19 protein-coding genes and 1 tRNA gene are annotated in these 20,018 nt (G+C 65.9%); 5 read left to right on the top strand and 15 right to left on the bottom strand.

Translation table 11 applies throughout. The annotated features are described in order from the left end of the window. The first annotated feature begins 90 nt into the window (after nucleotides 1-90). The 4 genes from D000_RS0102510 (at nucleotide 91) to D000_RS0102495 (ending at nucleotide 2,280) form a co-directional block, all read left to right on the top strand. Nucleotides 91-1,335 (top strand): aspartate kinase, encoded by a 1,245-nt coding sequence (locus D000_RS0102510; protein ID WP_018871981.1) that lies wholly within the window; start codon nucleotides 91-93, stop codon nucleotides 1,333-1,335. 68 nt (nucleotides 1,336-1,403) lie between these two features. After that, entirely contained in the window at nucleotides 1,404-1,655 is a 252-nt protein-coding gene (csrA, locus tag D000_RS0102505; RefSeq protein ID WP_018871980.1) for a carbon storage regulator CsrA, read from the top strand. A 94-nt stretch (nucleotides 1,656-1,749) separates the two neighbouring features. Then, nucleotides 1,750-1,840: transfer RNA gene (locus D000_RS0102500), tRNA-Ser, on the top strand. A 113-nt stretch (nucleotides 1,841-1,953) separates the two neighbouring features. Next, nucleotides 1,954-2,280 carry a hypothetical protein gene (locus tag D000_RS0102495; protein WP_018871979.1) on the top strand — a complete coding sequence of 109 codons (327 nt, stop codon included), beginning with the start codon at nucleotides 1,954-1,956 and terminating at the stop codon, nucleotides 2,278-2,280. Nucleotides 2,281-2,380: 100 nt separating this feature from the next. Here the strand turns inward: D000_RS0102495 and D000_RS0102490 are convergent, their stop codons facing one another. The 15 genes from D000_RS0102490 to trxB all read right to left on the bottom strand — a co-directional run bounded on the left by D000_RS0102490 (nucleotide 2,381) and on the right by trxB (nucleotide 16,616). Beyond that, entirely contained in the window at nucleotides 2,381-5,008 is a 2,628-nt protein-coding gene (locus tag D000_RS0102490) for a phage tail tape measure protein (protein ID WP_018871978.1), read from the bottom strand. A 101-nt stretch (nucleotides 5,009-5,109) separates the two neighbouring features. Then, nucleotides 5,110-5,466 (bottom strand): hypothetical protein, encoded by a 357-nt coding sequence (locus D000_RS0102485; RefSeq protein ID WP_018871977.1) that lies wholly within the window; start codon nucleotides 5,464-5,466, stop codon nucleotides 5,110-5,112. Continuing rightward, entirely contained in the window at nucleotides 5,463-6,101 is a 639-nt protein-coding gene (locus D000_RS0102480) for a hypothetical protein (protein WP_018871976.1), read from the bottom strand. The genes D000_RS0102485 and D000_RS0102480 overlap by 4 nt, the downstream gene beginning before the upstream one ends. Before the next feature lie 4 nt (nucleotides 6,102-6,105). Next, complete coding sequence (locus D000_RS0102475; RefSeq protein WP_026279709.1) at nucleotides 6,106-6,516, bottom strand: hypothetical protein; 411 nt, start codon at nucleotides 6,514-6,516, stop codon at nucleotides 6,106-6,108. A gap of 82 nt (nucleotides 6,517-6,598) precedes the next feature. Then, nucleotides 6,599-6,982: a hypothetical protein gene (locus tag D000_RS0102470; RefSeq protein WP_018871974.1), complete on the bottom strand. Its 384-nt coding sequence runs from the start codon at nucleotides 6,980-6,982 to the stop codon at nucleotides 6,599-6,601. Nucleotides 6,983-7,142: 160 nt separating this feature from the next. Continuing rightward, nucleotides 7,143-8,228, bottom strand: a complete 1,086-nt coding sequence (locus tag D000_RS0102465; protein ID WP_018871973.1) for a helicase RepA family protein — start codon at nucleotides 8,226-8,228, stop codon at nucleotides 7,143-7,145. Continuing rightward, nucleotides 8,221-8,550 (bottom strand): hypothetical protein, encoded by a 330-nt coding sequence (locus D000_RS0102460; protein WP_026279708.1) that lies wholly within the window; start codon nucleotides 8,548-8,550, stop codon nucleotides 8,221-8,223. Before D000_RS0102460 ends, D000_RS0102465 begins: the two co-directional genes overlap by 8 nt. A gap of 223 nt (nucleotides 8,551-8,773) precedes the next feature. Continuing rightward, nucleotides 8,774-8,974 carry an AlpA family transcriptional regulator gene (locus tag D000_RS0102455; protein ID WP_018871971.1) on the bottom strand — a complete coding sequence of 67 codons (201 nt, stop codon included), beginning with the start codon at nucleotides 8,972-8,974 and terminating at the stop codon, nucleotides 8,774-8,776. A 61-nt stretch (nucleotides 8,975-9,035) separates the two neighbouring features. Then, the gene (locus D000_RS0102450) at nucleotides 9,036-9,572 is read right to left on the bottom strand and encodes a hypothetical protein (protein ID WP_018871970.1); all 537 of its coding nucleotides are present in this window, start codon (nucleotides 9,570-9,572) and stop codon (nucleotides 9,036-9,038) included. Beyond that, nucleotides 9,569-10,762, bottom strand: coding sequence for a site-specific integrase (locus tag D000_RS0102445; RefSeq protein WP_196800587.1), 1,194 nt, complete (start codon nucleotides 10,760-10,762; stop codon nucleotides 9,569-9,571). The genes D000_RS0102450 and D000_RS0102445 overlap by 4 nt, the downstream gene beginning before the upstream one ends. A 557-nt stretch (nucleotides 10,763-11,319) precedes the next feature. Continuing rightward, entirely contained in the window at nucleotides 11,320-11,820 is a 501-nt protein-coding gene (gene gloA, locus D000_RS0102440; RefSeq protein ID WP_018871968.1) for a lactoylglutathione lyase, read from the bottom strand. A 330-nt stretch (nucleotides 11,821-12,150) separates the two neighbouring features. After that, entirely contained in the window at nucleotides 12,151-12,825 is a 675-nt protein-coding gene (locus D000_RS0102435) for a hypothetical protein (protein WP_018871967.1), read from the bottom strand. Nucleotides 12,826-13,085: 260 nt separating this feature from the next. After that, nucleotides 13,086-13,841 (bottom strand): leucyl/phenylalanyl-tRNA--protein transferase, encoded by a 756-nt coding sequence (aat, locus tag D000_RS0102430; RefSeq protein ID WP_018871966.1) that lies wholly within the window; start codon nucleotides 13,839-13,841, stop codon nucleotides 13,086-13,088. A gap of 450 nt (nucleotides 13,842-14,291) precedes the next feature. Next, the gene (locus D000_RS0102425; RefSeq protein WP_018871965.1) at nucleotides 14,292-15,515 is read right to left on the bottom strand and encodes a GNAT family N-acetyltransferase; all 1,224 of its coding nucleotides are present in this window, start codon (nucleotides 15,513-15,515) and stop codon (nucleotides 14,292-14,294) included. Nucleotides 15,516-15,518: 3 nt separating this feature from the next. Then, nucleotides 15,519-16,616, bottom strand: a complete 1,098-nt coding sequence (gene trxB, locus D000_RS0102420) for a thioredoxin-disulfide reductase (protein ID WP_018871964.1) — start codon at nucleotides 16,614-16,616, stop codon at nucleotides 15,519-15,521. A 464-nt stretch (nucleotides 16,617-17,080) separates the two neighbouring features. Here trxB and D000_RS0102415 point away from each other — a divergent pair, with 464 nt between their 5' ends. Further along, nucleotides 17,081-19,975, top strand: a complete 2,895-nt coding sequence (locus tag D000_RS0102415; protein WP_018871963.1) for a ribonucleoside-diphosphate reductase subunit alpha — start codon at nucleotides 17,081-17,083, stop codon at nucleotides 19,973-19,975. The last annotated feature ends 43 nt before the right edge of the window (nucleotides 19,976-20,018 follow it).

Here is a 20,018-nt window from a genome sequence, read left to right as displayed (position 1 = left end):
TCTAATGTCACCTTTTAAGTAAACGCTAATGGACAGGGCACTCCCTCGTCCGAACGGCCGCAAGGGCCGGGCGCAGAACGGAATCTTCAAATGGCGTTGCTGGTACTCAAATTTGGCGGGACCTCGGTCGGGTCGCCCGAGCGCATCCAGGCGGTGGCGGAACGCGCGCTGCGGCTGCGCGAGGAAGGCCATCAGCTGGTGATCGTGGTGTCCGCAATGAGCGGCGAGACCGATCGCCTGATGGGGCTTGCCCATGCGCTGAACCCGCGTGCGGACGGCCGCGAGCTGGACGTGCTGCTGTCCACCGGCGAGCAGGTGACCATCGCCCTGCTGTCGATGGCACTGGCGGCGCATGGCTGCCCGGCCCGGTCCTACACTGGCGCGCAGGTCACGATCCTGACCGACAGCGCGCATAACAAGGCCCGCATTCGCAGCATCGACGATGTGCGCGTGCGCGCCGATCTGGAGGCCGGCCGTGTCGTGGTGGTGGCCGGGTTCCAGGGTGTGGATGAGCACGGCGCGATCACCACGCTGGGCCGCGGCGGTTCGGATACCACGGCGGTCGCACTGGCCGCGGCGCTGAAGGCGGACGAGTGCCGGATCTACACGGACGTGGACGGTGTATACACCACCGATCCGCGGCTGGTCCCCAGTGCCCGGCGCCTTGACAGCATCACCTTCGAGGAGATGCTGGAGATGGCCAGCCTGGGCTCCAAGGTGCTGCAGATCCGCGCGGTGGAATTTGCCGGAAAGTACAACGTCCCGTTGCGGGTGCTGTCCTCGTTCGAGGAAGGCCCGGGAACCCTGATTACCACGGAGGAGGATGCGCAGGTGGAACAGGCGCTGGTTGCGGGCATCGCGTTCAATCAGAACGAGGCCCAACTCACGGTTCAGGGCGTCCCCGATCAACCGGGGGTCGCGCATCGCATCCTCGGCCCGATCGCGGACGCCAATATCGAGGTGGACATGATCGTGCAGAACGTCGGCGGGGATAACTCCACCGACTTCACGTTCACCGTCCATCGCAACGACTACGACAAGGCGCTGGAGATCCTGCAGGCGGCGGCTCGCGAGCTGGGCGCGCGCGAGGTTTCCGGGGATACCCACATCGTGAAGATCTCGGTGGTGGGTGTCGGCATGCGCTCGCACGCGGGAATTGCGAGCAAGATGTTCGAGGCCCTGTCGCGGGAAACCATCAACATCCGGATGATTTCCACTTCGGAAATCAAGATCTCCGTGGTCGTCGATGAGAAGTATCTCGAACTGGCCGTGCGTGCATTGCACGATGCCTTTGAACTCGAACAGGAACCTGTCGGTCAACAAGGGGACGGCTAGGGATGACAGACCGTAAAACGGTTACCGGACGACCGACTGCGTCCGACACAGGCACTGCGGAGAAGAGCATGCTCATTTTGACTCGGCGTGTGGGCGAGACCCTCATGATCGGCGAGGACGTGTCCGTCACCGTCTTGGGGGTCAAGGGCAATCAGGTTCGTATCGGGATCAACGCCCCTCAGGACGTTGCTGTCCACCGCGAGGAGATTTTCCAGCGTATTCAGCGGGAATCCAACGTTGCGGGCAGCGGCGAAGGGGGCGGCAACTCCGGTGGGGGTGCCGGCGCCGGTGGCGCGGCGGCCTCTGCGCGAGACGACTGAACCTTCCGCTCGGTACGGAAAGGCCCGGAGGCGCGCATCCCGCCTTCCGGGCCTTTCAATTGCCGGCTCAAGATCGTATCCTGTGCCGCGTTTCGGAGAGTTGGCCGAGTGGTCGAAGGCGCTCCCCTGCTAAGGGAGTATGGGTCAAAAGCCCATCGAGGGTTCGAATCCCTCACTCTCCGCCACCTATTCAATAAAATCAGTGGGTTATGGACGGTCGCAACGACCGTCCCCCGCTGTATCCCCTAACGATCTACCTGGCTGCTTTCCCTGTTTACCCAACGACAGGAGAAAGACCATGTACAGCTTCCACGAATGGGCCGATCACTACGGCTACAGCGACACCCCCGCAGCCCGCAGCGACTACCAGCGCTATCTCGACAGGCTGGCTCTTGCCCAGGGCATCACCCGCCGCCAGCCCGAGTTCGACCGCTTCTACGTGGTCCAGGACCGCGATCTACCCGATGGGCGCCGCCTGCTAGGGGATATCGTCGCCGGGCCGTTCGACACCCGTGACCAAGCCCAGGCCGCGTTGAAGGATCGCCGCGAGTCCGGCGCTCGCCTCGCCCGCTGGACGGATGAACGGGAACCGCTCTCGATTGAGGAACGCCGCAGCCTGCGGTAGGCACAAAAAAACCCCGCGGACAGAGGACTGGCGGTCTCGTCTGCGGGGTTCACCGGGATTGCAGGAGCACGGTTCCCGGCGGACCGCTTGGGGGCGCTGGCTAAGACGTCCCGAGAAGCATGTCCAATCCATCCTCGTTCACGCGCACCTGGATCGTGCGCAGGATCTCCCACATGAACGCTTCGAGGTGCGGCTGGAGGCCGGCGCCGTCCACCTTAATCATGCTGTCGCCGCGGCGCATGGCCTTGGTGCGCTCCTTGAGCGCGTCGATATGGGCATCCGCCATCCGCATCTGCCGTTCGTGGGCTTCCTCGCGGATTCGGTTCTCGCGCTCGATCTGGCTGCGGATATCCAACTGGTCCCAGCGTGACGCGCCTTCCAACTGCCCGAACAGGCCGCCGAGAAGATCCGCCGTGCTGTCCATCGTGTTGTTGATCGACCCGAACACCGCCTCGACTTCCTGCGCCTGCGCCTGGACTTCGGCCACGTTCATCTGCGCCTCGAACTCCATGTACTTGATGCGCTCGTTACTCGCGAGCTCTTCCAGCGCGATCTTGAGTTCGTCGGACTGTTCGGCCACTTCCTGCGTGGCGGTCTTGGCACCTTCCATCTCGCCACGGAACACCTTGCCCACCTGCGTGAACGTGGTGACGCCGCCTTCCATGGTCTCGACCCAGCGCCGGTTGCTTTCCTCGGTGCCGTCGATGATCGTCTTGGTCTCGCCAATCTTCCCGGTGGTGGCGTCCCACTGGAGGCCCTGAGCCTCGAACTCCGCAGCCAGGCGGCGCTTCGATTCCCGGGCGATATCGTCGGCCTCGGTCATTTCGTTGACGATGCGGTCGTAGTCCCGGCCTTGCTTCTCCAGGGCTTCGTTGGTGCTGCCCAGGTCCTTTGCAAGATCGCGCTGCGCAGTGCTCATATCGCGCGTGGCGCTTTCCCATTCCTCGGTGCCGTGGATCACCTCGTAGATCCACGTCCCGAGCGTGTTCTCGTTCTCCGTGACCGCGTTGACCAGAGGATCGATGATGTTGTCGTTCAGGAACGATCCGATGCCCCAGCCGGCCGCGCCCGCAAGCCCCGCAGGCCCCAGCCACTTCGCCAGATTCGCCAGGGCCGCCGCGGACGCATTGGCCCCGAATACCAGATTCTTGCCCTGGTTGAGGATCATCAGCCCCAGCAGGCCGTTCAGCAGCGGCAACACCAGGTCGATCTGCGTGGCGATACCCCCGAACCGGCCGGCCAGGCGGAACAGGCTATCGTCCAGCTCTGCCGTCGCGGAACCGGCCCGGACCATCAGGTCGAACAGGAACTGGAACGACTCGATCACGCCCGCGGTAAACTGCGACAGACCCGCGAACGCATCGGCCAGGGTGGTCATGGCACTGGCGAGCCCTTCGGCGGTGCTCAAGTCCTGATTCTGGAACAGGTTCTGTACGGCTTCCCGCAGCGCATCAATGCCACGCTCGAACCCCGAAAGGTCGGCATCTTCCAGCGCCTCGCCCATGTTTTCGGCCATGCTGCGGAACACTGACTCGGTATCCGCCAGAATGCCCTCCACGACGCCCACCAGGCCGCCCAACTGGCCATCGCGCACATTCGCCCCGACCGCCTGGAAAACGGCCGTCAGCGCGTCTGTGACGCCGCCGTATTGCTCGAGCAACGGCCCGCCAATCTCGATCGCGAGCCCGCGCAGGCTGTTGGCCACGCGCTGATTCTGCTGTTCGACGCTCCCGGCCATGTCCGCGAACGCGCGATCAGTCGCGCCCGCGTTGTCCGCCATGCTGTCCAGCGAGCCCGCGAAGCCTTCCGCCGCGTTGCCCGTCAGGTCCAGGACCGCCAGCAAGCCGTTCGTGCTACCGAACAGCTTGCCCATCTGTTCCTCGCTGCCCCCGGTAGCCTGCGCCACCATGTCCAGCATCCCGGCCAGGCCCTCGGACCGTAGCGTGGTCGCGTTGAACTCGATCCCGAGTTCTGCGGCCATCGTCCGCGCTTGCTGCGTCGGGTTGATGATGTTCGACAGCGCCTGTTGAATCCGGGTGATGGCCTCGTTCGTGGGCGTGCCGGTCGCGGTCAGCGCAGAGATCGCCGCCAGCAATTCCTCGAACTCGACCCCACCGGTCGCGGCCAGGCCAGTGACACGCGAGAGGCTGTTGCCAAGCTCCGGCAGGGTCGTCTGGCCCTCCTGGACCGCCGTAAACAGCGCATCGCTGAACCGGGCCGCTTCTTCCATCTCAAGGCCGTAGGCGTTGAGACTGGAGACCAGGACCGTCAGGGAGTCATTGAGGTCGGCTTTGCCCGCTACAGCGAGCTGTTCCGCCTGCGCCACCGCTTCCACACTATCGGCATAATCGACGCCCGCGGAGATCGCGCTGTAGATCGCGGACGTGATCGACTCCAGGGGCTGCGTACTCGTCTGCGAGTATTCGAGGATGGCATCGCGGAATTCCCCGAGATCCTCGACCGGCTGGTCGATAAGGGTCGAGATTTCACGGAACGCCGAATCGAAGTCCCCGGCGGCCTTGATCGAGAATGCGGTGATGGCAGCGCCGGCCCCGAGCAAGGCGGCCTCGAACGCCACGGCCTTCTTGGTGAAGTCCGCGATCGGTGCGGTGACGTTGCCGATGGAATCGCTGAACGACTGTGCGTTGCGTAGCGCGGCCTGGGTGGCTTCGCCCGTTCGGTCGATCCCCTGAAAGATTAATTCAACGGTGCTGCGCTTGTCAGCCATGGCGTGTTCCTGGTGGGAATAAACAAATGCGAATGCGTCTCAAAAACTGCCGACATCCGAGGTGTTCTGCGTGCCCGCCTGCTAGGGCCTCACAGGGTCCCCTACGCCGCATCGCTCGGCAGCCGGCCCGCCTGCGCCAGTTCTTCCTTCACGCGCGCCACGTACCGCTCACTGCGATTCGCGAGCATCGCCACCATCCGAACCTCGAGCTTGTTCTTCAGCGCAACCTCAATACGGTGCCGGGTGTTGTCGCGAAGGGGGGGGAGGGTGATCGTTTCCCCGCCGAACCGAGCGGCCAGAGCCTGAATCTCATCGGGGGTTAGGATGTCGTTCAGCCAGTGTTGAGGGGCTGGGTCGACAGGAACGTAGAAGCTCGTCCCGGCGCGCTGGAGACTCAGCTCATACGCGCCGCGGAACCCGATCAGTTCGGCGATTTCCTCGATAACGCGCGTGTTCATGCGGCCTCCAGGTGCAAACCGGCCTCGGAGGCTTCCCGGCGGATCTGCGCGGCCTGTTCTTCGAGGTCTGCGATCTCCGCCTTCAGCCGTTCGATATCGGCTGCGCGGGATTCGCCGGCGGGGGCGTGGGTCTCCGCGAAGGTGCGCATGCGCTCGACCAGTTCGTCGCGGAACAGCCAGGCGATCAGCATGGCCGTATCCGTTCCATCGATCTGGTGGTCCCGGTGCTCCTGGTTGGCAGGTCCTGGTCCGGGCGCAAACAGGTCGAGCACCAGTTGCTTGCGCCAGTTTTCTTGCATGCGACTGCGCAGCACCGCACCGTGCGGCCCCAACAAGTTCTTGTTGTCCGGGATCGCTGCCCCCGTCTGGAGCATCGCCTCGGCTGTCCGCGACTCCACAAACGCGCCCTTAAGGCGCTTCTCATACCGCCCGGCCATCTCGTCGATCGACAGTTGGGCGCGGTGAAGGATCTCGCCAACGTTCGGGGCGGCGCTGGTGATCTCCTTCAGCTCATCGCGCTTGGCCTGGATCTTTGCCATCAGGCCATCGTGCGCGCCCTTCATCTCGTCCTGGATGGCTTTCTGGCTTTCGGCCAGAGAACCCAGCTTGCTCTTGAAATCGGGTTTCGCTGCCATGGGTCTACCTCGTCGCTTCGGTAATCAGGTACAGGGTCAGGTTCGTTACCGAGCCCATCAGCTCGTGGTGGCCCTGTTCGTTCTTGCGCATCTCGAGCGGCGGCCCTTCGCCGCGTGCGTGCTGGTCTGCCACTTCGGCCACGTCGAGGCCCAGGACAAGGCCGATCTCTGCCAGCCCCAGCCATTGCTCCCCGCTCTCCCCGGTGAAGGCCAGGGGAGCGGTCGAGAGCTTGGCCAGAATCGACGCCCGCGCCACCTTGCGAGCGGCCCGTGGGATCTTCACGCGCTGGGGGTTCTGCGCCTTGGGCTGGTCGCTCGGGCGGCCGCGGTTCTTCGTCAGGTACTGGCTGGCCGGCCCGGACGGGATCATGGGGTCGCGCTCGGGCGTGAACGATCGGGGCTTGGGTCGGTTCATCGCGTGGGCTCCGGTGCTCGGTATTGGCGCGCGGCCATATAGGTGGCGAGGAAACTCATCTGCGCGTGTATCAGCGGGATGTTCATGCGTCACCCCCTCGCTTTTGCTTCCAGATTTCCATAGCAATCGCGACCCCTTGGCGCAGGCTCTCGACCCGCGAATCCAGGACCGTCCACCGAGGATCACCGGCGGCCTCTAGCGCGCGCAGGGACAAGTTCATGTTGATGCCCTCGATCTGGCTGGCCAGCGCGACGTCCCGGGTGGACAGGCCGGCCCCGACAATCTCGTTCAGGCGCTCGGAGGCAGCCGCGACGATGGCGTCGTGCGCCTTCTGGAATTCGGAGAAGGATTCGATCTTGGGGAAGGTGGGCGGCTTGCGGATGAAGTACCGCCGTCCGGCGTCCTCGCTGGAGAACATCCGGCTGGAGTCTTCGCGGAGCCGTTGCTCGAATTCGTCTTGGTCCATTGGAGCCCCCTACATGATAGGTATTGTCTATCGGATTGGTTGGTGTGTCAAGGTGCAGACTATTGATTCTGCGTGATTTTCGGTCCGGTTACGGGTCCGGTTTTGGTCCGGTTAGGGTCCGCTTGTCCGGTTAAGGGCGTCCGGTCCGGTCCGGTTTCCTTCAGGAACCGGACGGACCGGACTTCCGGACCCTCGGATAGGCAAACCCGTGCTCAATGGAAACCAGCTCGGAGTCGAGACAGGCCCGGCGAACATCGGACCATCGTTGCTTCGGCATCCCGGCATCCCGGCATTGCTGTTGCCACTCGGAGACCTCAACCCGGGCGGTGTCAGGGTCGAACCCACCGCGCTCAAGGTTCGCCCGCCTGGACTCATACAAACGGGCCAGCTCGTCCAGGGCGAGTTGCTTCCACTTGCCCTGGCGCCCGGACGGCTTGGCGGGCGGCTCATAGGTCGTGGATACCAGCGCGGCGGACGTGACCTCGCGACCGTCGTGGTCCTCGATACCGAGGGGCACGCTGCGCAGCTCGAACGCCAAGGGCTGGGGAAAGGGTGCGTCCTTCATTTTGGACGCCTCCACGCGGACGGTGCCGGCTTCGTCCTTGTCCGCTCGATATTCAGCGTCCAGGGCACCCCGCAGGGCGGTAGCCCCTCGGGCACGCCCTTTGTCCGCGTGGCCGCTGTGATGGACGAGTAGCACCGTGCAGCCGTACCGGGTGCGGATACGGTCGGCCGCCTGGATGAACACGCCCATATCGCTGGTGCTGTTCTCGTCTCCCGGGCCGAAGTTGCGGGCCACGGTGTCGATCACGACCAGGGCGGGCGGCCCATCGGTCGGCACCGCATCCACGGCGGTCACGACTGCCTGCGCGGAATCGGGATCGCATAGGGCTGCGGCCGCGCTCGACACGTACAGGGGCGCGTCTGCGGCGCTCTGGCCGGTGTGGGTCTCCCATGCCACGAAACGCCGCTTCAGGCCGTTGTGGCCCTCTCCCGCGACGTACACAACGGGGCCCTGCGTGGTGGGGTTGCCGTGGAAGTCCGCACCGGTTGCAATACAGCAGGCCAGATCGACGGCCAGAAACGACTTGCCGCACCCGGGATCGCCGAATACCAACGCCAGAGATTCGGCCTCGAGGTAGTCCCGCACTAAAAAACGCGGTGGCCGGAACTCGAGCTCGGCAACGTGTAACAGCTTGAACCGCGGCTCCGTCCGCTCGACAGGGATAACCACGGTTTCAGGCATGGCGCACCTCCGGCACGAATAGCGTTCCGGCTTCGTCCAGCACGCGCTCGACACCATCCCGCAACAGGGCCGCGATCAGCCCGCGTACCTGCGCGCCTTCGGCTGGTCCCGTGCGAACGACCAGCACCGGGTCATGGCCTCGGCACATGCGCCAGTCCAGAGCGGCGGGATCTTCCTCGGGTGGGGCGACCAGGACTACGTGGCTCGGTCGCTGCCGGGCCCACTTCCAGGCATTCGGCCCGGCCGCGATCCAGACGGTGTGCGGCGGGTGGCGTAGGGCTTCGGCATGGCGCTTCGCATACGGCGGCACTTTCCGAGTCATGGCCGCGCCCCCTTGGCCAGTGCGGCCTTGAGGGCCCGCAGGCATCGCAGTATGGCCCGCGTGCGATCGGGGCCCCTTCGGTAGCAGCCGATTACGTGAGCCCGCCGATTGGCGATGCGAAACAGATCTTCTGTGCTATGCTCAGACGTGAGCTTGTGACCGTGTAGCTCGCCCCCAAAGCGCTGTGCCGCCCCCTCGGCCAGCGCTTTTCTGTTGGCGGGCCTCATGCCGCACCGCCTGCGCGGCGGGCTTCCCAGGCCAACAGGTCCTCCAGACGCCAACGGGTGCATCGCGGGCTCAGCCGGATCGGCTGCGGGAACCCCTGGTTATGAATCCAGGGCCAAACGGTCTTGGGGTGGATGCTGTACCTGCGGGCAATGTCGCGCTCCGACAAGTACACCGATTCGTTCGTCGTGTCAGCCATTACCGTACCTCGTCGTTTTTGGTGGTGACGGGTACAGATTGGCGAGTGCGGGAGGGGCGATCTATGCGGGATTAGGGCCCCTATTCTTCATACGCTTTGCGATCCTGGCGGCTTTTTCTTCGGACTCCGTTAGCCAATCAATCGGGCGGGGCTCGGGGCCTTCTGGTTTGCCCGATGCGATGATCGCGCAGGCGTCCTCCTTGTGATCGTCGTGCGCCCGAACCCAGGTAGACGGTGCGAGCTGCTCCTTGTTGTTGAGGGTGTCATCCTGGGTCAGCGCAGCAGCCGCCTGGATCTGGGAAACGCCGGTCATCCGCATCAGAATTTCAACGTCGATAGCGCGTTTCAGCCCCCTGGACGCGTTCCCCCGGCGGCCCCGCGCATGATGGCAACCGAACAGCTTGGCGGCCCCCTTGTGTTCGGTCTCGCGGATCTCGTCGAGCCCCCCGGCAATGAAGTCCGCCAGCGGCGGCGGCAGGGCGCGGCCTTCCCGCAGTAGCCGGGCCGCGTGATACAGCAGCGCTTCCCAGCCCTTCCCGGTGGCCTTCACGCGTTCGACGGCCGCCTCCCAGTTGTCGGTCGGTCGAGTGCCGGTCATTTCTCTGCCTCCACGATGTACGCGGCCCATTCGTCCATCAGGGCGCGTCGTTTCTCCAGTAGGTCGCCGCGCCGATAGGCCCGCTCTGTGGCGTTCGGGATCGTGTGCGCGAGGGCCATCTCGGCGACCTCGTGCGGGTAGCGGGTGGTTTCAGACACCCAGTCCCGGAACGAGGATCGGAAGCCGTGGACCGTGGCGTCGACCTGCATGCGTTTCAGCACGGAGCTCAGTGACATATCGCTCAGCATCCCGCCTCGCTGCCCAGGGAAGACAAGGCCGTCTCGATCGGGGCGGGCCTCCAGAATCTCGAGCGCCGCGTCCGACAATGGGACCACGTGAGTTCTGCCCGCTTTCATGCGTTCGGCGGGTATGGACCACGTGCTGGATTCGAGGTCGATCTCGTCCCATGTCGCGCCGCGGACTTCACCGGATCGGGTCGCGGTCAGGACGAGGAACTGCAGGGCTTGAGCGGCGGTCCCGCTGCGCTCGCGCAATGCCGCCATGAATGGCGGCACCTCAGCCCAGGGTAGGGCGCGGTGGTGCCGAACCTTCTTGAGCTTGGAAGGGGCCGGCAGAATCGCGTCCAGGTTGCCGCGCCATCTCGCAGGGTTCGAGCCGTCGCGATAGCCGCTCACGGTCGCGTAGTCGAGCACCTTCTCCATTCGGCCCCTGACGCGACTGGCCGTTTCTGTGCGGGTGCGCCATACGGGCTGCAACACCTCCAGGACGTGTGCCAGCTCGATCCTGTCGACCGGCAGCCGCCCTATGATCGGGTCTGCATATTGCTCCAGCGAGGATCGCCATTGCCGCCGATGCTTTTCGTTCCGGAAACCGGCACTCTTGTTCGCGAGGTAGCGGTCGGTGCAATCGCTGAATGTCAGGGCCTTTGCGGTCGCAGCAGCCAGAGCGTCCTTCGCGGCTCTGCGCTCCGCGAGCGGGTCGATACCTTCGCGGATCTGCATACGCATGTCGGACGCGGCCTCGCGGGCCTTGGCGAGCGTCACCTCGGGATAGGGCCCAATGCCTATCTCTCGGACGCGGCCGGCGATCGTCGCGCGCAGAAGCCAGTACTTGTGCCCGTTGTCGTAGACGCGGACGCGCAGGCCCGCCACGCCCCCAACGGTGTACTCTCCTGGATGCTCAAGGCGCTTGATCGCCAGCGCCCCCATTTCCTCCGCCTTACGAGGCATTCCCTTTACCTATCCCCAAATAGTGCTTGTAACTATAGCCTACGCTGCGCTACTATCGACTACAAGGGTAAAGCAGAAAGGTCGAAGTATTAGGGGCTTACAGCGTCGATATGGGTAGTGTCCGGTCGGTGATCGGCAGACTCACTCTCCGCCAAATCCTGCAAAGGGGCCCGAGTGGCCCCTTTCGCACGTCTGGCCCCGGCATTTCCGGGATTCGAACCCGAGATATAAGAATGATGGTTCGACCGGTGGCGCGCAGCGACACCGGAACGCCGCAGCGCAGCGAAGGCGGCCCGAAGGGCGCCCGGCGCAGCCGGGCGTAATCCGTACTCTCCGCCAAATCCTGCAAAGGGGCCCGAGTGGCCCCTTTCGCATGTCTGGCCCCGGCATTTCCGGCATCTGAAGCCTCGATCATGAACCACGCGGCCTCGGCCGCTGGCGTGCGCCCGAGGGATGACAGCCGACCGGTAGGAGCCGGCTTGCCGGCGAAGCCCCGGCCCGCGTCAGGTTTCGGCAATACGCGCCTGCCAGTGGTCAGCAGCAACCGGGTTTGCGTGTCAGTGCCCCAGCCCGGTCAGGCGGTTGGGCTCGAGGATTTCGATCCAGTAGCCGTCCATGTCCTTCACGAAGGCGATGTCCTTCAGGCCGCCCTCGTCCGGGCGCTTCACGAACTCCACGTCGTTCTGGTCGAACCAGCGCACGGCCGCGTCCAGGTCCGGGACCGAGAAGCAGATGTGGCCGAAGCCCTGCGGCTCCGCGTTGCCGTCGTGGTAATGGAAGTCGGCGTCCTTCTCCGTGCCGTAGTTGTAGGTCAGCTCGAGGATGCCGCGCTGGCTGAACATCCAGCGCGTGGCTTCGCCGGCGTCCTTCGGCGGCTGCGGTTCGTCCTCGCCGAGCTGGGCCAGGAAGTACAGCGTGAACTCGAACTCCGGGAAGTCCAGCGTCTTCACCAGCTGCATGCCGAACACGCGCTGGTAGAAGTTCAGCGCCTTCTGCGGGTCCTTCACGCGCAGCATGGTGTGGTTGAAGCGAAAGCCAGCGGTCGGGTTGTCACTCATGGTGCGTCCTTGTATTCCGTAAGAGGGTAGTTCGGAGACTGGAACACGTCCGGCCGGGTTCCCTCAAGTGTCGTCGTCACGTCGTGCACGCCCTTCGCATCGAGCGATGGCGAAGCCGATGCGGCTGGCCGGCGAGGTGGCCCCGAGGAGGCCGGGGCAGGGGCAGGAGATCCCGGCTCTTCGCTGCGCTACGGCTGGGATGACCGGGGGTTGGGAAGGCCCCTAGAGGGGTTGGGGTGCGCCGAGCGTGCCGAACAGGGATGTCATCCCGGAAACCGCGTAGCGGTTATCCGGGATCTCCCGGGGCGGGCAGGGCATTCGCGGCTCCGTTTACTGTCGGCAGAAGGGCCAGACCTGATAGAAGCGGCGGCAGCGGAACTCGGATTCGCAGCTCGCCAACTGGGATTCGTAGCGGTCGGCCCGCTGGGCGACCTGGCGCGCCGCGGCCCGTACCTGCGGCTTGTTCTGGTAGCTGCCGCGGCTGTAGCCGCCCTGGCCCTCGTGGTAGGCGAGGTAGAGGTGCTCCGCGTTGTGCAGCGGTACGCCAGTCATGCGCCGGGTGCGGTCGTTGTACCAGCCGATGAAGTCGGTCGCGTGCTTCATGTGGGTGCGCCGCGCGAAGCGGCTGCCGGCATCCTCGCGGTATTCGCCCCAGACCGGGTCCTGCGCCTGGGCGTAGCCATAGGCGGAGGACGGCCGGCTCCAGGGGATGAAGCCCAGCAGCCGCTCGCGGTCCGGGCGCACGTGGCTGCGGAAGGAGGACTCCTGCTGGATGAACGACATCTGGGTGGCGATCGGCGTACCCCATTCGCGTTCGGAGTCGCGCGCGTAGTCGTACCAGCGCGGCTGCTCGCGGAAGATCTCGCAGATATTGCTCTGATCCGACGGCGGCGATGGCGCCAGCGTGGCACAGCCCGCAGTGATCGCGGCCAGTGCCAGCAGCAGGCCCGTGCGCAGCCCGTTGAGCGCCATGGCCCGCCATTCCCCCTGATCTGCCTTGCCCACCCGAATCTCCCGTCCGGTTCCCCAGTGGCCGGGAGTATATAGCACCCTCGGTCGGCGCAAAGGGCGGGTGGCGAGGGGGCTCTGTGGCAGGGTCTGTGGGAGTGGACTTGCTTGTGGGAGATGTCTGTGGGAGCGGGCTTGCCCGCGAAGCCCTTGCCCGCGAAGCCCTTGCCCGCGTCGGACTTTGACAAGTTCCATTCGCGGGCAAGCCCGCTCCCACAAGCAAGCACCTGCCACAAGGAGCACTCCCACCGCTTGTGCTACGGGGCGGTGTTCCAGTCTGGGTCGAGTGGGCTCAGGGCAGGATCGACCCGCCAGGGCTCGGGTACTTCGGGCGCGTGCGCGATCTCGCGGATGCGGGCGATGAACTCGCGCCGGGGCAGGGTGATGGCGCCGAGGCTGCACAGGTGCCCGGTCTCCATCTGCACGTCCACCAGAGGCCAGCCCCAGGCGACCAGGTGGCGGCTGAGCCAGGCGAGCGCGATCTTGGAGGCGTCGCGCTCGCGCGAGAACATCGACTCGCCGCAGAACAGCCGGCCCACGGCCACGCCATAGAGCCCGCCGATCAGACGTGGCCCGTCCCAGACCTCCACCGAGTGCGCGTGCCCGGTGCGGTGCATCGCGATGTAGGCCTGCTGCATGCTGGAGGTGATCCAGGTGCCGTCGGCGTAGTCGCGCGGTCCGGCGCAGGCCTGGATGACGGCCTCGAAGGCGCGATCGAAGCTGACCGTGTAGCCGCGATTGCGGATCGCCTTTTTCAGGCTGCGGTGCATCCGGAATTGGGCCGGTTCCAGCACCGCGCGCGGGTCCGGGCTCCACCACAGGATCGGCTGCCCGGCCTCGAACCAGGGGAACACGCCGGAACGATAGGCGTTCAGCAGTCGCGGCACCGAGAGATCGCCCCCGGCCGCGAGCAGGCCGTTCGGGTCGGGCAGGGCCCGCTCCGGATCCGGGAAGGGGGCCTCCGGGTGTTCCGGGTCCAGCCAGGGCAGGGTGATCTGCGGGCCGGAGGTCATGGGGCGCTTCCGCGCAAGACCCGGGGTTGGAGGCCCGAGTTCTGTAGGAGTCTGCTTGCAGGCAAATGGCCTGTGGCGGAGCCCCGCGTGGGCAGGGGCTTCGCGGGCGAGCCCGCTCCCACGGGGTGGTCGGGGGGCCTTGCGGGTGCCCACGGTGTGAAGGTCAGGGGTGTCGTCGAGGCCCGGAGATCCCGGCTCGTCGCTGCGCTGCGGCCGGGGTGACAGGTTGGGGCGCAGTGGCATGGAAGACGAATACTCGGGCCCAGGTGGTATGCAAAGCCTTGTGGGAGCCTGCTTGCAGGCGAAGGGGCGGTGCCGGTGTCCCGCGCGGGCAGGGGCTTCGCGGGCAAGCCCGCTCCCACAGGGGGGCGGGGTGCGCCGGTGGGTAGCGTGCGGCGCGGATGGGTCTTCGTCCGCGCGCAGGCGCCGGCGGGTGGGGAGGGGTGTTGGTCAGGTGCGGGGTGCATCGTCGGGCTGGGCTTGCCGATAGGGCGAGTGTTCGTGCAGGCGTTCGCACTGGGCCTGCATCATCTGGGCCTCGCGCTCGCAGAAGTCGCGCACGGGCTGGTCGAAGCCTTCGGTCAGGATCATGTGGGCGGAGTAGGTGGGCGTGGGCAGGAAGCCGCGCGGGATCTTGTGCTCACCCTGGGCGCCGGGCTCGAAGCGGGCAAGCCCTTCGCGGATGCAGAACGCGATGCCCTGGTAGTAGCAGGTCTCGAAGTGCAGGTCGGCCAGTTCCTCGGTGCAGCCCCAGAAGCGCCCGTACAGGGTGTCGTGGCTGCGATAGCACAGGGCCGCGGCGATGGTTTCGCGGTTTCGTTGCGCCTCGAACAGCACCACCTGGTCGCCTAGCGCGGCAGCCGTCTCCACAAAAAAGGCCTCCGACAGCGTCGGGATGCCCATGTGCTTCTCGAAGGTGTCGACGTAGAAGCGGTGGAAGCGCGCCCAGTCCTCGGGCGATCCGGTGGACCCGGTCAGCGTACGGAACTCGATGCCGGCCTCGTTGACGCGGCGACGTTCGCGCTTGATGTTCTTGCGCTTTTTCGAGCTGAGCGCGGCCAGGAAGTCGTCAAAGTCTGCGTAGCCGGCGTTGGTCCAGTGGTACTGGCAGCCCATGCGCTCGGCCAGCCCCATCTCGCGGGTCACGTCCAGATCATCCTCGTTGGGGAACAGGATGTTCACGCCCGAGGCGTTCAGTTCGCGCCCGCGGGTGACCAGGGCGCGCACCAGCAGGGTGCGCAGGTGATCGAAGTCCGGGGCCTCCGGGTGCACCAGCAGGCGCGGCCCGGTGGCCGGGGTGTAGGGCACGGAGACGACCAGCTTGGGGTAGTAGTTGAGCCCGTGGCGGTTCCACGCGCCTTCCCAGGCGAAGTCGAACACGAACTCGCCGTAGTTGTTGGTCTTGGCGTATGCCGGTGCCGCCGCGACGAGCTGATCCTCGCGGAAGATCAGCACATGCTGCGGGAACCAGCCGAACTGGCGCCCCAGGCAGCCGTGGCGTTCCAGGCCCTCCAGGAATGCGTGGCGCAGGAACGGCTCGGTGCCGCCGGTCAGGGCATCCCAGGCGGCCGGGTCCACGTCGGCCAGGCCGTCGCGCAGTTCGACGCGCTCGGCCGACTCGCCCACCTCGTGCTCCGATGGGTCCGGTGCCTGGGTGTCGCCCTCGGCGTTCACGACTCAGCCGTTCTCTTCGAGGTACTTCTCCGCGTCCAGTGCGGCCATGCAGCCGGTGCCGGCGGAGGTGACCGCCTGGCGGTAGACATGATCCATCACGTCGCCGGCGGCGAACACGCCCGGTACGGAGGTCGCGGTGGCGTTGCCTTCCAGGCCGCTTTGCACCTTGATGTAACCGCCTTCCATGTCCAGCTGGCCCTGGAAGATGTCGGTGTTCGGCTTGTGGCCGATCGCGATGAACACGCCCATCACGTCGATGTCCTTCGTCTCGCCGCTCTGGGCGTGCTTCAGGCGGGCACCGGTCACGCCGGTCGCGTCGCCGAGAATCTCGTCCAGGGTGTGGTTCCACTCGATGGTGACGTTGCCGTTCTTTTCCTTCTCGAACAGCTTGTCCTGCAGGATCTTCTCCGCCCGCAGGGCGTCGCGCCGGTGCACCAGGGTCACGTGCTCGGCGATGTTGGACAGGTACAGGGCCTCCTCCACCGCAGTGTTGCCGCCACCGATCACCGCGACCTTCTGGTTGCGGTAGAAGAAGCCGTCGCAGGTCGCGCAGGCGGACACACCCTTGCCCATGAACGCCTGTTCGGAGTCCAGCCCCAGATACTGCGCGGAGGCCCCGGTGCAGATGATCAGGGCATCACAGGTGTATTCCCCGGAGTCCCCGGTCAGGCGGTAGGGCTTGTCCTTCAGCTGCACCGTGTGGATGTGGTCGAAGATCACCTCGGTGTCGAAGCGCTCGGCATGCTTCTGCATGCGCTGCATCAGTTCGGGGCCCTGCACACCCTCGTTGTCGCCCGGCCAGTTGTCCACGTCGGTGGTGGTCATCAGCTGGCCGCCCTGTTCCAGGCCGGTGATCACGACCGGGTTCAGGTTGGCGCGCGCGGCGTAGACGGCCGCGGTCCAGCCGGCGGGGCCGGAGCCCAGGATCAGCAGCGGGCAGTGGCGGGCATCCTTGGCTCCGGGCTTGCCCTGCTCCTTGGCCGCCGATTCGCCACCCAGCTGGACCGCGCCGGTGGCGGCCTGAACCATGCTCGGAGCCGCCGTGGCCTGGCTGGCCCCGGGGGTGGTGTCCGGCTTGCTTTTGTCCTTCTTCTTGCTCATGGGGGCTCCTGATCCAGTCGGTGTATTCGGTATTCGGCGCCTGCGGTGGGCCGGGCTTGCGGGTGGTGGCCCCGCGCGGCGGCGGGCCGTGCCGGAGGCGCGCGGTAAGGGCCGGATTATTGGTACGCCGGGCGCCTTTGTCCAACCGGGTCACGCATGCTGCGGGAACCGCGCCGACCGGGTGTCCGCAGTCAGGTTCGGTAATGACGGACCATAAAACATTTTCATGATCGCGCGGGTCGCGGAGGGTCACCGCGCAGTCACTACATCGTCATTTGGTGGATAACCCGCCGGCCTCGCCGGGAACGGCGACAGGACGGCGAATGGGCATTTTTATCCACAGCTTGCTCACCGCTTGTACAGGCGTTGTTCGCGAACGATACACAATATGTAGTGGCTATGCAGGCCTTGATCCCCGATCTATAGTACTTGCCGTTCGATCCTACACCAGCGCGAGGCCCGTCATGCACAGCGAAACCCAGACCGCCGAAGCCCACGAGGGCATCCAGTACCCGCCGCAAGCCGAACCGTCGGCCGAGGTCCTGGCCACCAGCCCGGGGCAGCACCAGGTGATCCGCCGCAACGGCAAGGTCACCGGCTTCGACGCCTCGAAGATCGAGGTGGCGGTTACCAAGGCCTTCCTCGCGGTGGAGGGTGGCAGCGCCGCGGCCAGCCGTCGCATTCACGACATCTCCAAGGAGGTCGCCGGCCAGGTGGTGGACAGCCTGTTCCGCCGCGCCGGCACCCAGGGCATGACGGTGCACATCGAGGACATCCAGGACCAGGTGGAACTGGCCCTGATGCGTGGCGGCCACCACAAGGTCGCGCGGGCCTACGTGATCTACCGCGAACAGCAGGCGCAGAAGCGCGCCGCCGAGGCCGCGGAACAGGGCCTGGACGAGCAGGAGATTGCCCCGGCCCTGAACGTGACCCGCGCCGACGGCACCCAGGCCCCGCTGGACGAAGAGCGCCTGCAGGCGGTCGTCGCCGAGGCCTGCGCTGGTATCGAGCAGGTGGACGGCGAGAAGATTCTGACCGAGGCACGCCGCAACCTGTTCGACGGCGTGGCCGAGAAGGATGTCTCCACCGCGCTGGTGATGGCCGCCCGCGTGATGATCGAGCAGGAGCCGAACTACTCGCAGGTCACTGCGCGCCTGCTGATGGATGCCCTGCGCCGCGAGGCCCTGAGCTTCGTGCACGGCCGCCCGGAAGAGGCCACCCAGGCCCAGCTGGCCGAGCGCTACGCCGAGTACTTCGGCGCCTACATCAAGCGCGCCGCGGACCTGGAGCTGGTCGATAGCGAGCTGACCCGCTACAACCTCGACAAGCTGGGCGCGGCGATCAAGCCCGAGCGCGACCTGCAGTTCACCTACCTGGGCCTGCAGACCCTGTACGACCGCTACTTCATCCACTCGGATGGCACGCGCTTCGAGCTGCCGCAGGCGTTCTTCATGCGCGTGGCGATGGGCCTGGCGATCAACGAGATCGACCGCGAGGCGCGCGCGATCGAGTTCTACAACCTGCTGAGCTCGTTCGACTTCATGAGCTCCACGCCGACGCTGTTCAACTCCGGCACCCTGCGCCCGCAGCTCTCGAGCTGCTACCTGACCAGCGTCCCGGACGACCTGGACGGCATCTACAGCGCCATCCGCGACAACGCGCTGCTGTCCAAGTTTGCCGGCGGCCTGGGCAACGACTGGACCCGCGTGCGCGGCATGGGTGCCCACATCAAGGGCACCAACGGCAAGTCGCAGGGTGTCGTCCCGTTCCTGAAGGTCGCCAACGACACCGCCGTGGCCGTGAACCAGGGCGGCAAGCGCAAGGGTGCCGTGTGCGCCTACCTCGAGACCTGGCATATCGATGTCGAGGAGTTCATCGAGCTGCGCAAGAACACCGGCGACGACCGCCGCCGCACCCACGACATGAACAGCGCCAACTGGATCCCGGACCTGTTCATGAAGCGCGTGGCCGAGGACGGCGACTGGACCCTGTTCTCCCCGAACGAGACCCCGGATCTGCACGACCTGGTCGGCGCCGAGTTCGAGAAGCGCTACTGCGAATACGAAGAGAAGGCCGCGCGCGGCGAGCTGCGCGTGCACAAGACCATGAAGGCCGTGGACCTGTGGCGGAAGATGCTCGGCATGCTGTTCGAGACCGGCCATCCGTGGATGACCTTCAAGGACCCGTGCAACCTGCGCAGCCCGCAGCAGCACACCGGCGTGGTCCACAGCTCGAACCTGTGCACCGAGATCACCCTGAACACCTCGGATGACGAGATCGCGGTGTGCAACCTGGGCTCGATCAACCTGGCCCAGCACATCAGCGCTGCCGGCGAGCTGGACCTGCCCAAGCTCGAGCAGACCGTGAACACCGCCATGCGCATGCTCGACAACGTAATCGACTACAACTACTACTCCGTGCCGCAGGCGCGGCGCTCCAACCTGCGCCACCGTCCGGTGGGGCTGGGGGTCATGGGCTTCCAGGACGCGCTGTACAAGCTGCGCGTGCCGTATGCCTCCGAGGCGGCGGTGGAGTTTGCCGACACCTCCATGGAGGCGGTCTCCTACTACGCCATCAAAGCCTCGACCGACCTGGCCGAGGAACGCGGGCGCTACGAGAGCTTCCCCGGCAGCCTGTGGAGCCAGGGCATCCTGCCGATCGACTCGATCGACAGGCTGGCCGAGACCCGCGGCGACTACCTGCAGATGGACACCACCCAGCGCCTGGAGTGGGACAAGCTGCGCAAGCGGGTGAAGAAGGTCGGCATGCGCAACTCCAACACCATGGCGATCGCGCCGACCGCGACCATCTCCAACATCTGCGGGGTCAGCCAGTCGATCGAGCCGACCTACCAGAACCTGTTCGTCAAATCGAACCTGTCCGGCGAGTTCACCGTGATCAACCCGTACCTGGTGCGCGACCTGAAAGACCGCGAGCTGTGGGACGAGGTGATGGTCAACGACCTCAAGTACTACGACGGCTCCGTGCAGCCGCTGGACCGCGTGCCGGAGGACATCAAGGCCCTGTACGCCACCGCATTCGAGCTGGACACCCGCTGGCTGGTCGAGGCCGCCTCGCGCCGGCAGAAGTGGATCGACCAGGCGCAGAGCCTGAACCTCTACATGGCCGAGCCCTCCGGGCCCAAGCTGGACGCCCTGTACAAGCTGGCCTGGGTGCGCGGGCTGAAGACGACCTACTACCTGCGCTCCATGGGCGCGACCCACGTGGAAAAGAGCACCGTGGCCGACTCCTCGCGCGCCAACAAGCTGAACGCCGTCTCCGGTGGCCAGCAGGCGGCCGAGCCCGAGGCCCCGAAAGCCTGCTCCATCCTCGACCCGGACTGCGAGGCCTGCCAGTAAGGCGGCCCCGCCCACGGGCACCGAATACGCACCAAGCACCGAT

The organism is Thioalkalivibrio sp. ALJ16, from assembly GCF_000377345.1.
GTDB lineage: Bacteria > Pseudomonadota > Gammaproteobacteria > Ectothiorhodospirales > Ectothiorhodospiraceae > Thioalkalivibrio.
This window is presented reverse-complemented; position numbering and strand designations above follow the sequence as displayed.